The 13,301-nt window shown below is 64.8% G+C and carries 13 protein-coding genes; 8 read left to right on the top strand and 5 right to left on the bottom strand.

What is annotated here, in order from left to right; all coding sequences use genetic code 11:
- The first annotated feature begins 13 nt into the window (after window positions 1–13).
- The 5 genes from EJ072_RS24040 (at window position 14) to EJ072_RS24020 (ending at window position 3,639) form a co-directional block, all read left to right on the top strand.
- Window positions 14–448 carry a DsrE family protein gene (locus tag EJ072_RS24040; RefSeq protein WP_126081603.1) on the top strand — a complete coding sequence of 145 codons (435 nt, stop codon included), beginning with the start codon at window positions 14–16 and terminating at the stop codon, window positions 446–448.
- An 81-nt stretch (window positions 449–529) separates the two neighbouring features.
- Complete coding sequence (locus EJ072_RS24035) at window positions 530–1,303, top strand: SDR family oxidoreductase (protein WP_126081602.1); 774 nt, start codon at window positions 530–532, stop codon at window positions 1,301–1,303.
- 50 nt (window positions 1,304–1,353) lie between these two features.
- The gene (locus tag EJ072_RS24030) at window positions 1,354–1,665 is read left to right on the top strand and encodes a putative quinol monooxygenase (protein ID WP_095817233.1); all 312 of its coding nucleotides are present in this window, start codon (window positions 1,354–1,356) and stop codon (window positions 1,663–1,665) included.
- A gap of 68 nt (window positions 1,666–1,733) precedes the next feature.
- Window positions 1,734–2,837, top strand: a complete 1,104-nt coding sequence (locus EJ072_RS24025) for an AbrB family transcriptional regulator (protein WP_126081601.1) — start codon at window positions 1,734–1,736, stop codon at window positions 2,835–2,837.
- A gap of 49 nt (window positions 2,838–2,886) precedes the next feature.
- Window positions 2,887–3,639, top strand: a complete 753-nt coding sequence (locus tag EJ072_RS24020; RefSeq protein WP_126083735.1) for an SDR family NAD(P)-dependent oxidoreductase — start codon at window positions 2,887–2,889, stop codon at window positions 3,637–3,639.
- Window positions 3,640–3,655: 16 nt separating this feature from the next.
- On the opposite strand, the gene EJ072_RS24015 is transcribed toward EJ072_RS24020, so the two are convergent.
- The gene (locus EJ072_RS24015) at window positions 3,656–4,543 is read right to left on the bottom strand and encodes a LysR family transcriptional regulator (RefSeq protein WP_126081600.1); all 888 of its coding nucleotides are present in this window, start codon (window positions 4,541–4,543) and stop codon (window positions 3,656–3,658) included.
- 144 nt (window positions 4,544–4,687) lie between these two features.
- Here EJ072_RS24015 and EJ072_RS24010 point away from each other — a divergent pair, with 144 nt between their 5' ends.
- The 3 genes from EJ072_RS24010 to EJ072_RS24000 all read left to right on the top strand — a co-directional run bounded on the left by EJ072_RS24010 (window position 4,688) and on the right by EJ072_RS24000 (window position 9,659).
- Window positions 4,688–6,223, top strand: coding sequence for an MFS transporter (locus EJ072_RS24010; RefSeq protein ID WP_126081599.1), 1,536 nt, complete (start codon window positions 4,688–4,690; stop codon window positions 6,221–6,223).
- A gap of 107 nt (window positions 6,224–6,330) precedes the next feature.
- Entirely contained in the window at window positions 6,331–8,442 is a 2,112-nt protein-coding gene (locus EJ072_RS24005; RefSeq protein WP_210211609.1) for a TonB-dependent siderophore receptor, read from the top strand.
- On the top strand, window positions 8,442–9,659 hold the full coding sequence (locus tag EJ072_RS24000) for an MFS transporter (protein WP_126081598.1): 1,218 nt from the start codon (window positions 8,442–8,444) through the stop codon (window positions 9,657–9,659). The genes EJ072_RS24005 and EJ072_RS24000 overlap by 1 nt, the downstream gene beginning before the upstream one ends.
- A gap of 12 nt (window positions 9,660–9,671) precedes the next feature.
- On the opposite strand, the gene EJ072_RS23995 is transcribed toward EJ072_RS24000, so the two are convergent.
- From EJ072_RS23995 to EJ072_RS23980, 4 genes are all read right to left on the bottom strand, one after another.
- Complete coding sequence (locus EJ072_RS23995) at window positions 9,672–10,775, bottom strand: siderophore-interacting protein (protein WP_245466968.1); 1,104 nt, start codon at window positions 10,773–10,775, stop codon at window positions 9,672–9,674.
- A 103-nt stretch (window positions 10,776–10,878) separates the two neighbouring features.
- Entirely contained in the window at window positions 10,879–11,193 is a 315-nt protein-coding gene (locus EJ072_RS23990; protein ID WP_126081597.1) for a nuclear transport factor 2 family protein, read from the bottom strand.
- Window positions 11,193–11,969, bottom strand: coding sequence for an alpha/beta hydrolase-fold protein (locus EJ072_RS23985; RefSeq protein ID WP_126081596.1), 777 nt, complete (start codon window positions 11,967–11,969; stop codon window positions 11,193–11,195). The genes EJ072_RS23990 and EJ072_RS23985 overlap by 1 nt, the downstream gene beginning before the upstream one ends.
- Window positions 11,970–11,973: 4 nt before the next feature.
- On the bottom strand, window positions 11,974–13,140 hold the full coding sequence (locus tag EJ072_RS23980) for an ATP-grasp domain-containing protein (protein ID WP_126081595.1): 1,167 nt from the start codon (window positions 13,138–13,140) through the stop codon (window positions 11,974–11,976).
- Window positions 13,141–13,301 lie beyond the last annotated feature (161 nt).

Genomic DNA, 13,301 nt, shown 5'->3' with positions numbered 1-13,301 from the left:
AACGGAGGACACGATGCTGCGCCGTGACATTTTTCGTGCCGGCCTCGCCGGCGCCGCGGGCCTTTTCGGCCTGAGCCGGGCCAACGCGGCAACGGCTGAGGAGAAGCTGAAGGTCGCTTATCACCTCAGCGACGCCGACAAGGTCAACTTCGTCCTCGGCAACATCAAGAACCACTATGAGGGCACCGGCGGCAATGTCGATATTGTCCTTGTGGTGCATGGTCCGGCACTGGCGGCCTTCAAAGCCCAGGGCGCTTCCGGCGCTGTTTCCAGCCGCTTTGCCGGCCTCGTCCAGCAGCGGCTCGTCCCGCAGGCCTGCGGCAACACCCTGCGCGGCATGGACATCACGCTTGCCGACCTGCTGTCGGGCTTCCAGGTCGCGGAGAAAGGCGGCGTTGTTAAACTCGCCGAACTGCAGCATCAGGGCTATGTCTATCTCAGGCCCTGACGCGGCCACGCTTGAACGCCAACGCTTGAACGGAAGGCCGGTAATAGCCTACGAAATGTGCCAACCTGGAGGCCGACCGACATGACGACACTTGCCATCCCCGATCTTGCCGGCAAGGCGGTGCTGGTCACCGGCGCCTCGACCGGCATCGGTGCCGCCCTTGCCCGTGCTTACGCGGCGCAGAAATGCCGCGTCGCGCTGCATTACAATGCGAGCCGCGCACCCGCCGAAGCCGTGGCCGAAGCCATCCGCGATGACGGCGGCGAGGTGTTTCTGGTCCAGGGCGATTTTTCGATACCCGCCGACGTCGAGCGTGTGGTCGAGGAAAGCGCCCAGCATTTCGGCCGGCTCGACGGCCTGGTCAACAATGCCGGCGGCATGCTCGGCCGCATCGCCTATGCCGATCAGGACGAAGCGCATTACGACGCCGTGATGGACCTCAACGCCCGTTCTGTCCTGACCGCCTCGCGCAAGGCGATACCGTGGCTGAAGCGCCAGGGCGGCTTCATCATCAACACCACCTCGATCGCCGCGCGCAACGGCGCCGGCGGCGGCGCCGGCCTTTATGGTTCGTCGAAAGCCTTCGTTTCCAACGTGACGCGCGGCATGGCGAAGGAACTCATCGGCTTCGGCATCCGCGTCAACGCCGTGGCGCCAGGCACGATCCTGACGCCGTTCCACGAACGCTATTCGAGCGCTGAGCAGATCAAGGCGATGGTCGCGACCATTCCGCAGGGACGCGCCGGAACGGCCGAAGATTGCGTCGGCGCCTACCTGTTCCTGTCGTCCGATCTGTTGAGCGGCTACATCATCGGCCAGGTGATCGAGGTGAATGGCGGACAGTTGATGCCGTGAGCCGGCGATTGCATACTGATGCAGCGTGCAACCTGGAGGGAGATCAAGGCATGTACGGATTGATCGGTAAGATGCGGGCGGCGCGCGGCCAGCGCGATGCGGTCATGGACGTGCTGCGCGAAAGCACTGCCGCGCTCCCCGGCTGCCTGAGCTACATCATCGCCACCGATCCGGCCGACGCCGATGCCATCTGGGTCACCGAGGTGTGGACCGACCAGGCGAGCCACAAGGCCTCGCTGCAATTGCCGGAAGTCCAGGCCGCGATCGCCAGGGCGCGTCCCTTCATCGCCGGCTTCGAATTCCAGATCGAGACCCATCCGGTCGGCGGCTTTGGACTCCCTGCGCCGGAAAAGGCCGGCTGACCGCCTCGACACGGATTGTCCGCGAAAAGCGGGTTCGCATTTGTCTCCGTCAGGTCTAAGAGCCGGATATGGACTCCTCGCCAGAGCAACCATCCCAGGACCACGCACCCATCGACCGCATGGCGCGCCTGCGCCCGCCACGGCAATGGCTGGTGCTTTTGGTGTTCTCGCTGCCCTTCGCCGGCGCGTTGGAACTCGCCGCCCTGCCGGCGGCGCTGCTGATCGGCCCTATGCTTGCCGCCATCCTCGCCGGCACCAACGGCGCCACGGTGCGCGTGCCCCGTCCGCTTTTCGCCTCGGCCCAGGCGATCGTCGGCTGCCTGGTGGCGAATTCGATCGCCGCCGACATCTTTCCTGCCTTCTACAAGGAATGGCCGCTCTTCCTCGGCGTGGTGGTCGCGACCGTCGCCGCCTCCAGCCTGCTCGGCTGGCTGATCAGCCGCTGGCGCATCCTGCCCGGCACCACGGCGGTCTGGGGCTCCTCGCCCGGCGCCGCCACGGCCATGGTGCTGATGGCTGGCGCCTTTGGCGCCGACCAGCGTCTCGTCGCCTTCATGCAATATCTGCGCGTCATCTTCGTCTCGATGACGGCCGCGCTCGTTGCCAGGATGTGGGTCGACACATCCGGCGTCGAGGTGCCGCCCATCGTCTGGTTTCCGCCGATCGATGCCTTGGCCTTCGCCGCCACCATCGGCATCGCGATCGTGGGCGGCTTGGCCGGAAAGCTGGTCAGGCTGCCCTCGCCGTTCTTTCTCGGCACCTTCATTTTCGGCGCGGTGATCCATCTCGGCCTCGGCGTGCCGATGCAGTTGCCGCCTTGGCTGCTGGCGATCAGCTATGCCATGGTCGGCTGGTCGATCGGGCTGAATTTCACCCGGCCGATCCTGCGCCACGCGGCTCGCGCCCTGCCGCAGATCATCGGCTCGATCGTCGCGCTGATCGCCTTTTGTGGCGGCATGGCCTTCGTCATCAGCCGCCTGCTCGGCATCGATCCGCTGACCGCCTATCTGGCGACCAGCCCCGGCGGCATGGACAGCGTCGCCATCATCGCCGCCGCGGCGCGCAACGTCGATATCTCCTTCGTCATGGCCTTGCAGTCGGCACGCTTCCTGGTCGTGCTGCTCATTGGGCCAAGCGTAGCCAGGCTGGTGGCGCGAAACGTCAGGTCCTGATCCGCGCTATTGCAAGGTGGGAGCGAGGAAAATGCCCATGAACCGTCGTGTGAATGCTGTCGATCTTTCCGGCCGCGTCGCCGTGGTGACCGGCGGCGCGCAAGGCATCGGCCTTGCGGTCGCGCGACGCTTGCTGTCGTCGGGCGCCGGCGTGGCCATCTGGGACATCGACCAGGTCGCAATGGCCACGGCCGTAGCCGAACTCGCCTCCCTTGGCCGGGTCAAGGCCATCCTTTGCGACCAGTCGCAGATCGAAGCCGTCGATCGCGCGGCCGCCGAGACCGAGCGGATGCTTGGCCCCGTCGATCTTCTCGTCAACAATGCCGGCATTGCCGGGCCGGCGGCCACCGTGGTCGACTACGATCCCGCCGCCTGGCGCCAAATCGTCGATATCGACCTCAACGGTGTCTTCTATTGCTGCAAGCGCCTGGTGCCCGGCATGGTCGCGCGCAACTACGGCCGCATCGTCAACATCTCCTCGGTGGCCGGCAAGGAGGGCAATCCCAACGCCGCCGCCTATTCGGCCGCCAAGGCCGGCGTGCTGGCGCTGACCAAATCGCTCGGCAAGGAGCTCGCCGGATACGACATAGCCGTCAACGCGCTGACGCCCTCGCCCGCCCGCACGCGCATTCTGGAGCAGCTCACCGAGGCCCAGGTCGCCTACATGCTCGGCAAGGTGCCGCGCGGCCGTTTCGTCGAGGTCGAGGAGGCGGCCGCCATGATCGCCTTCATGCTGTCGGACGAGAACACCTTCACCACCGGCGCCACCTTCGACCTCTCGGGCGGTCGCACCACCTACTGACCACCCCTGGGGGGAGCTATCTCCCGACAGCAAGCCGCTCGGGCAGGAAATCGACGAAGACGCGGACCTTCGGCGAAAGGTGGCGATTGGATGGCCACAGCATGCGGAACTGGCCGCGGCCGTCGACATGTTCGTCGAGCACGGTCCGCAGCCTTCCGTCATGCAGCGCCTCCCGCACCAGGAAATCGGGCATGCAGGCGATGCCGAGACCGGCAAGCGTCGCGCCCTTCAATGCCTCCATGTTGTTGCAGGTCAGCATCGAGCGTATCTGCGGCGCGGCGCTTCCGGTGATGAACGGCCATTGCAGCAGCCTGCCGCTGTTGAGGAAACGGAAATGGATGCCGAAATGCGCTGCCAGATCCGCCGGCGTGCCAGGCGTACCATGCCGATCGAGATAGGACGAGGCCGCGCACAGGATCATGCGAAAGGGCGCGACCGGCCTCGACACCAACCGTGAATCGGGCAGCTCGCCGCTGCGGATCGCGACGTCGATGCCCTCTTCGATGACGTCGACGATGCGATCGTTGAAATCGATATCGAGCTCGATTTCCGGGTATCGCGCCATGAATTCCGACAGCACCGGCAACAGCAGGTGATAGGTGACGATCGGGGTGGAGATACGCAGCCGCCCGTGCGGCGTCTCGCGTGTCCGTGACAGCATCGCCTCGGCGTCGTCGATGTCGTCGAGGATGCGGCGCACCCGCTCATTGAACAGCTTGCCCTCCTCGGTCAGGCCGATGCGCCGGGTGCTGCGCTGCAGGAGCCGCACGCCGAGCTCCTGCTCGAGCCGGGCGACGCTCTTGCCGACGGCGGAAGCGGAGATGCCGAGCGCTCGCCCCGCGCTTACGAAACTGCCGAATTCGGCGGTGCGGGCAAAGGCAAGAAGGCCGTTGAGACGATCCATCGCTTGAATCCATTCGAGCGTTTCATTCCGGTATGAATGGAGATTTAATACTATTTTGCCGGAAATGTTCCTGCCCTATCTTTGGCTGCGATCGGCGACGCGAGTCAGCGCGAGCCGGCAATTCCTCCTCGGATAGGAAAATCCATGACTTTGATGACCAGAACCGGCCCCGCCGGCAGATGGCTTGTGCTGCTGTCGGTCTGCCTTGCCGCCATGACGATGCCGTTGAGCTTTACCGGCCCCGCCGTGGCGCTTTCTCGCATTGCCGCCGATCTCGGCGGCAGTCCGCTCGCGCTCAATTGGGTGACCAATGCCTTCATGCTGACCTTCGGCGCCGGCCTGATGGCGGCCGGGGCATTGGCCGACAACCATGGCCGCAAGCGGATTTTTCTCGCCGGCCTCGCTGTCTACCTCCTTGCCGCGCTGGGCTGCATGCTGGCGCCGGATATCGTCTGGTTCGATATGTTCCGCGCCTTGCAAGGCATAGGCGGTGCCGCCGCCTTCGCCGGCGGTGCCTCAGCACTTGCCCAGGAATTCGACGGGCAATCGCGGCTGCGCGCCTTCAGTTTTCTCGGCACCAGCTTCGGCATCGGGCTAGCCTTCGGCCCTGTCGCCTCCGGCCTGCTCATCGATACATTCGGCTGGCGCGCGATCTTCCTTCTGGTGGCGGCGCTTGGCGTTGCCGCGGCCGCGCTGGGCCTGCGCACCGTCACCGAATCACGCGATCCTGACGCAACCGGGCTCGACTGGGCCGGCGCCGGCACCTTCACCATCGCGCTTGCCGCGCTGACTTATGGCGTGCTGCAGGCGCCTCAAAGCGGCTTGGCCGATCCCTTCGTTCTCGCACTCCTTGGCGTGGCTGCCGTCGGCTTTGCCGCCTTCGTCATTGTCGAGCGGCGCGTGCGCCGGCCGATGCTGGACCTGACGCTGTTCCGCTTCCCGCGTTTCGTCGGCGTCCAGTTCCTGGCCGCGGCACCCGCCTATGCCTTCGTCGTCCTGCTCGTGCTCCTGCCGATCCGCTTCATCGGCATCGAGGGGATGAGCGAGATCAAGGCGGGGCAGTTGATGATCTGCCTCTCCGGCCCGCTGCTGATCCTGCCGTTGCTCGCCGGCCAGGCGGCGCGCTGGATCGCGCCCGCCACGATCTGCGGCGTTGGCCTCCTCGTCGCCGCGGCCGGCCTTGTCTGGCTCAGCCGCGTGCCCGCGGCGGACGGCGCGCTGGTGGCCCCACTGGTCCTGATCGGCATCGGCATCGCCCTGCCCTGGGGGCTCATGGACGGACTGGCGGTCAGCGTCGTGCCGAAGGAGCGCGCCGGCATGGCGGTCGGCATCTTCAACACCACCCGCGTCGCCAGCGAGGGCGTGGCCCTGGCGATCGTGATGGCAGTCTTGTCGGGTTTCACGGCCACGCAGCTCGGCGCTCAAGGACTGGCCTCGCCTGCCGAAGCGGTCGCAGCGGCGCAGTTGCTGGCAACCGGCAATATCAGCGAACCGGTGCAACGTCTGCACTTGGCCGACGCCAGCGCCCTGGTCCAAGCTTACGAGACGGCCTTCGACCGGCTGCTCATCGTGCTGGCGACGATCACCATGCTTACCGCCATCGTCGTCTTCCTCGGCCTGCGTCGCGGATCGGCGCCGGAGCAAGACATCGCTCCTCTCCCGGCCTGCCAGGAAGGCTGACGTGGCGTGACGCCATCAAGTTCGAGGAGGCGTCAAAAAATACTTGACTCACAAACTCATATTTGAGAGCGCGGAGGCGTGATCAAATATGAGTATTGGAGACAGAAATGCCGAAGCGGTCGAGGACGTGGCGCCGGGGATTATCATTGCTGGCGGGCAGCGCCATCCTCGGCCATGTCTGGCCGGCACTTGCCCAGGACGGCGGCGACGCCACCGTTCTCGACAGGATCGAGGTGACCGCCGAGAGCAACGAGATCCTGAAGCAGGACGGCTATGTCGCCAAGAAGGACCGCATCGGCACCAAGACCGACACGCCGATCGCCAGAATCCCGCAGGCGGTCTCGGTCGTGACGCAAAAGCAGATCGAGGACCAGAAGCCGCGTACGCTGAACGACGCGCTGGGCTATACGGCCAGCGCCAATCCGAACAGCTTCGGTTTCGACACGCGCTATGACGCCTTCTTCCTGCGCGGTTTCCAGGCCTTCTACAACGGCATGTTCCGCGACGGGCTGCGCCAGTACAACGGCCCTTCCGCCTGGTTCAAGACAGAACCTTACGGCATCGAGGGCGTCACCATCCTGAAGGGACCGGCCTCCTCGCTTTACGGCGTCAGCGGTCCGGGCGGCATCGTCAACGTCGTCACCAAACGGCCCAAGGACGAGCCATTCCATGAAATCGAGCTGCTGGCCGGCGAACACAACCGCTTCCAGGCCGCGCTCGATGCTTCCGGGCCGGTCAATGACGACGGCAGCATCCTCTACCGCTTCACCAGCCTCGGCCGCCTGAGCGAGACCGGGCTGCCCGATTATCCCGACGACAAGCTCTATCTGGCGCCGGCCGTCACCTTCAAGCCGGACGAGGACACCAGGCTCACCATCCTCGGCGAATATTCGAAGTCCGTCACCGGCGGCACCGCGGCTTTCTACAACTCCGCCTATGGCGCGCTGTCGAATATCTATGAAGGCGATCCGGCCTGGAACGATTTCACCCAGGACCAGGGGCGCATCGGCTATGAGTTCGAGCACCGCTTCAACGACTGGCTGACTGTGCGCCAGAACCTGCGCTACAACGCCGTCGATTCAGACATCGAATATAGCGGCCACTATTCGGTCGGCGCCGACCAGCCGCTTGAGCGCTACTGGGGCCATTACACGGAAGCGATGAAGAACTTCGTCGTCGACAACATGGCCCAGCTTGAATTCGACACCGGTCCGGTCAAGCACACCGCGATTGCCGGCATCGACTACGCCTGGTCGGACTATGACGCCGGCAGCGGGCTCTCCTACGTCTCGGTCGAGGACATCAAGGCCGCCCCCGTCCCGCATTCCGGCGGGCAGGAGATGAACCAGCTCGGCGTCTACCTGCACGACCAAATGGAGTGGAACGATTTCACCCTGTTCACCAGCGGCCGCTACGACTGGATCGACACCACCTCCACCGCGGCGGATTTCAGCCAGTCGAAGCAGAAGGACAGCGCCTTCTCCGGCCGCGTCGGCCTGTCCTACCGGACCGAATGGGGCATCGTTCCCTACGTCAACTATTCGACCTCATTCTCGCCCAACATCGGCTTCGTCTATGACGACATTACGAGTTCCGTCGGCCGCGTCGCCCGCCCCACCATCGCCACGCAGAAGGAGATCGGCGTCAAATACGAGATCCCCGACCGCAACGCGACCGTCAGCGCCGCGCTGTTCGACATCGACCAGAAGGACGGCGTCGTCTTCGACGCCTCGACCGGCATCAACAAGCAGCGCCAGCTCGACCTAAACTCGCGCGGCGTCGAGCTGGAGGCCAATGCCTCGCTTGACAATGGCTTCAGCATCATCGCCTCCTACACCTATCTGCGCGTGAAGATCGAACGCGGCGCCGAAGGTACCGACGGCAAGGAACTGTCGGCGACGCCGAATCACATCCTGTCGCTCTGGGGCCATTATCAATTCGAGAACGGCACGCTGGATGGGCTCGGACTCGGCGCCGGTGTGCGCTTCGCCGGCGCCAGCTACGGCGACGACACCAACACTTTCAAGAACGACGCGCGCGCCTTCGTCGATGCCTCGCTGTCCTACGATTTCGGCTACCGCAATCCGAAGCTCGAAGGCGTGAAGCTGCAGATCAACGCCAAGAACCTGTTCGACAACCAGCAGACGATCTGCTCGGCCGGCTATTGCTACCGCGACGAGGGCCGCTCGCTGTTCGGCAGCCTGCGCTATCGTTTCTGATGTCAGTCTCCGCCTCGAACCCGGCCGCCTCGTCGCCGGCCGCCATCGTTGCGGCGATCGGCGGCCTCTATGTGGCCCAGAGCGTGATCGGTGGCATCACCTGGACGGGTCTCCCGGCCGTGATGCGCGACCAGGGCCTGCCGCTCGACCGTATCGGCCTGCTTACCCTGATCGCCCTGCCGTGGGCGCTGAAATTCATGTGGTCGCCGGCAGTGGAGCGCTACCGGCTTCCGCTGTCGGGACGAGACCGAACCGGCGCGATTGTCCTCATCGGTGGCCTGGTCTCCATCGCCGGACTGCTGGCTGTCGCACAACTCGGCCCGGCCGCTTTCTGGCCCGTGGTCGCCTGCCTGACGGTGGTTGCCTTTGCAGCTGCGACCGTCGACATCGCCTGCGACGGTTTTGCGGTGCAGAACCTTGCCGGCAAGAATCTCGGCTGGGGTAATGCGGCCCAGGTCGGCGGCGCCTATCTCGGCTCGGCGATCGGCGGCGGCCTGTTCCTCTTCCTTGTCGACGTCCAGGGCTGGCGTCCGGCGGTGTCGGCCATGGCCTCGCTGCTGGTGCTGCTCGGCCTGCCCTTCCTGCTCGGCGTCGCTGGCCGGTCGCACGAGGAAGTTCGCGACCACGTGCCCTCGCTCGGCATGGCGTTGCGGCGTCCGCAGATACAACGCGGCCTGGTGGCGTCGGCGATCTACGTTCTGGCGCAGAAGGCGGCGCTAGCGATGCTCGGCCCGTTTCTCGTCGATGCCGGGCTCAGCCTTTCCACCATCGGCCTGGTCAACGGCGCCGGCAGCATGATCCTCGGCGTCGCGGCCGCCCTTGCCGGCGGCGCGCTCGTCCGGTGGTTGGGCACGCGCAGCGTGCTTGTGCTCGCGCTCGTCTTGCAGGCTGGATCGCTGTTCGTCCTCGCCGCCTTCGCGCTTTCGGGCGTTTTCCCGGCAGGCCCGCTGGCAGCTGTCGCAATGCTGAGTTCCTCCGGCATCATGGCGCTCGGCTTCGTCGCGCTTTATGCGCAGTTCATGCGCTGGTCGGACCCGAGGCAAGCGGGCGTCGATTTCACGCTTTTCCAGTGCATGGACGCATTGGTCAGCATGGCGGGCGGCATCCTGGCCGGCTATGCGGCGCAGCATCTCGGCTATGGTGCGCTGTTTGCCGGAGCGGGCGTGGTCGCGCTGCTGGCAGCGCCGGCGATCGCCATGGTCAGCGACCGCGACTGAGACGAGACGGCGCTATTCCTCGCCGGCTCCGTCCTCGCCTTGCGCGCCGCGGCGCCAATAGGCGGTGACCAGATGCCGGTCGCGCGGCAAGCCCCATTCCTTGCGTGCTATCCGGCGGATCTCGCGGAAGTCGGCGAACTCGCATCCCGCCCAGACATAGAGATCGTCAGGGCATGGCAGCCGGGCGCATTCGCGCAATGCCTCCGGAAGCAGGCCGGCGCGGCCTGCTTCGCGGCCATGCCGGTAGAGCCAACGGACGGCGATGTTCTCGCCTGCCGCCAACGTCACTCGGTCTCGCGGACCATCGACCTCGATGAAGGCCTCGGCGCGGGCGGACGGCGCCAGCTCTTCCAGCATCCGGCCGATCGCCGGAAGCGCGGTATCGTCGCCCAGAAGAAGCAGGTTGGACGCCTCGGGCAAACCGCCACCGCCGGGACCGATCATGCCGATGATGTCGCCGACCCGCGCATTCTGCGCGAAAGTCGCTGCCGGCGTCTCGGTGCCCGGATGCAGCACGAAGTCGATGTCGAGCCAGCCCTCGGCCACATCCAGCGCGCGGATCGTATAGACCCGGATGGTCAGCGCATCCTCGCCCGACGGCCAGACGATAAGGCCGTCGGCGCCCATGGTCGGCCAGACCGCCTGCCGCCCGGCCGGCGGCAGCAGAAGGCGGACATGAAATCCGCCATGAGCGAAGCGGCCGAGGTCGCGGCCGGAGAAGCGCAGGCGCTGCATATGCGGCGACAATTTCGTCGAGGACAGCACCGTTATTTCGCGGAAGAACACCGGCGTTCCAGCGTCCGTGCCGTCGCCATGCCAGCGCAATCCTTCGGTCGTGCTGAGATGCGCGGCGATATGGCCGGCAAAGATCATCTTCATATAGGAGAGGCAGGTCTCGTCCTCCGCCGCGATACGGACCAGCACGCCGTGATCGTCGAACGATGCGTTCAACGAGCCGTAATGCATACGGAATTCCCATCGGCCGGCATCGCCGGTGTCGATCTCATGGTCGCTATGCTCGGCGCGCAGCCTGTCCATCACCGCGCGAATGTCATCGTTTTGGATACGAGTTTGGGCGCTCAAGAGCTTCATCGCCGGGCCTTTCGATGTCGTCATGGGCACCGGCATGCCACAGCGTCGGCGGCTTTGCCACTAAAACATGATCATTAAAGTCAAATTTTGTGTCGACTTGCGGAAAGACCCAGCCTGCTGTCCGGTTTCAGCTGATGACCAGGCTTGCGATCCGGTCGCCGTCCAGCGTGAAGGCCATGTCGCCCTCGCCGTTGAAGCCATTGCCCGTCACGGCGACACGAGCATGGTAGGCGCCGTCACGCTGCGCGATGCGGACGATGCGAAGATTGGACTGCACGCCGATATTGTCTGATCGGTTCCACCGCGCGACCCCGTCGCGGCCATGGAAATCGCGACCCCAGTCGCTCAGGAAAGCGTCGTCAGTGAATGTACCGAGAAAGGCCTCGCTATCGCCGGCGTTGGTGGCTTCGACAAAGCGGCGGATCGGGTCGGGGGTGGTCATCAATCCAGCCTGTGCATCAGATCGTCATCCAGCCAGCGGCCGAAGAAATAGACCAGTTGCTTGTGCCACCATGGCCAGTCGTGACTGACGTCGCCGCCCCAATAGTCGACCCAGGCGGGAATGGATTTGTCGCGCAGCACCTGCTCCAGCTCGCGCGTCTCGACCAGCATGCGCTCTTCCCAGGCGCCCTGCCCGCAGCAGAAAATCAGCCTCAGCGCCCTGAGCCGCCCGAGCAGCTTCTGGTCGACGATGCCCGGCAGATAGTCGAGCGGCGAATTGAAATAGATGTTGCCTTCCAGCTGCCGGCCGAAAAAGTCGCGGGCCGAATAGACGCCGGACAGCGAGATCACGCCGCTTGCCAGTTCCGGGAACCGGAACACGAAATTCGACGAATGATAGCCGCCCATCGAGCAGCCGCAGAACAATGGCTTCAAGGGGCGGCCGCCATTGGATTTGGCGGCGACCGCCTGCAGCTCCGGCAGCGCCTCTTCCCGCACATAGCGGAAATAGGCCTCGTGCCGCGCGATGCGATGCGCCGCATCGGCATGCTTGTTGAAGAAGGATTCCGAATCGATGCCGTCCAGCGTGAAGAGCTGGATGCGGCCGGTGTCGATGAACTCGGCAAGCGCGCCAACCCCGCCCGAATCCTCAAACTGGTAGAACCGTCCTTGCGAGGTCGGGAACACCACCACCGGGCGCCCGGCATGACCGTAGCGCTTGTATTCCATGTCGCGGCCGAGACTACGGGCATGGCCCTTGTGATAGGAGACGTCCATTGGCTCAGGCCTTTTCCGCGTGGATATAGTCGACCGCCTGGCGCAGTGCCTTCTGATCCTTCGAACGCATCTGGTAGGCGTAATTGCCCATGGCGCGGCTGAAAACCTCTTCGATGGCCTGATGATGGACGATCTTGTCGCCATGGGCGGCTAGCACGTCCGCATGGCTGTGCAAATAGTCGATATGGCGTTTGCGGCTGGCATAGGCGGTGAAATACTTCCCCTTGTAGGGGCCTCCGGCGGCATCCTTGACCACCATCTCGGCCCAGGCAGCATAGACGTCGATGTCGAATGTGTAGTTGATGGCGTCTGTCATCCAGGCGCCGGGCGGGCGCATGTTGACCTCGAGCGCGATGACGCGCTTGTCCTTGGTCTCGAACAGCTCGATGTGGAAGAAGCGCTCGCGCACGTCGAACGCTTTGAGGATCTTGCGCCCCGCCTCCTCCACCGCAGGCGTGATTTCGGGGAAGCAGGTGTAGCTCATGTGGCGGTCCTTGTTGACCGCGTCCATGATGCTCTGGTCGTAGCGGTGGCTGGCCGCCAGCACAACCTCGCCGTCGCGGTTGACCAGCCCATCGAAGGTCACCACCAGCCCCTCGATGAACTGTTCCATGACGAAGGTGACGTCCTCCGGCTTATCCCTGAAGAACTGGTCGAGCTCCCTGGCATTGGAGATCTTGAACGTATTGGAGGCGCCCGAGCCGGAATCCGGCTTGACCACCACCGGATAGCCGACGCGGCGGATGAAGGTCATGGCGCCGGCACGGTCGGAGCATTTGCGCTGCGGGATGGTCTCGACGCCGCTCTTGCGGAAGAAGGCGCGCATGCGGCTCTTCCGCTTCAGATTCTTCACGAAGTCGAGCTTGGTGCCGTAGATGTTGAAGTCGGTGCGGATATTGGCCTCGAGCTCCAGCCAATGCTCGTTGAGCGACTCGAAGCGGTCGATGCGGCCCCATTTGTGGATGAAGTGCCCCATCGCGCGGAACACGGCATCGTAATCTTCCATGTCCGCGATGCGGTAATATTCCGAAAGCGCGGCCTTCAGCTTGCCGTTCAGGGTCTCGTAAGGCGCGTCACCAATGCCGAGCACGGTGGCGCCGGCCTTTTTCAGCCGGTCGCAGAACTCGGCGCCGTTGGCCGGGAAATGCGGCGAGAAGAACACGAAATTCATGGGCGACCCCTCCCGGAGCTTCGCTTGGCAGCCAAGCCTTCGGAACCAAGTCTGGCCCATTTACAAGGCGCGGGGAAGACATCACCGCCCGCGACGAGACCAGGCTCGGCGCATTCGCCCCTGCGCACGCTTGCCTCCGGCGGGCCGCTCCTGTAAGAGAG

Source organism: Mesorhizobium sp. M2A.F.Ca.ET.046.03.2.1, assembly GCF_003952425.1.
Taxonomy (GTDB): Bacteria; Pseudomonadota; Alphaproteobacteria; order Rhizobiales; family Rhizobiaceae; genus Mesorhizobium.
Note: the sequence above shows the minus strand (reverse complement) of the source record. Positions and strands in the feature narration are given on the sequence as shown.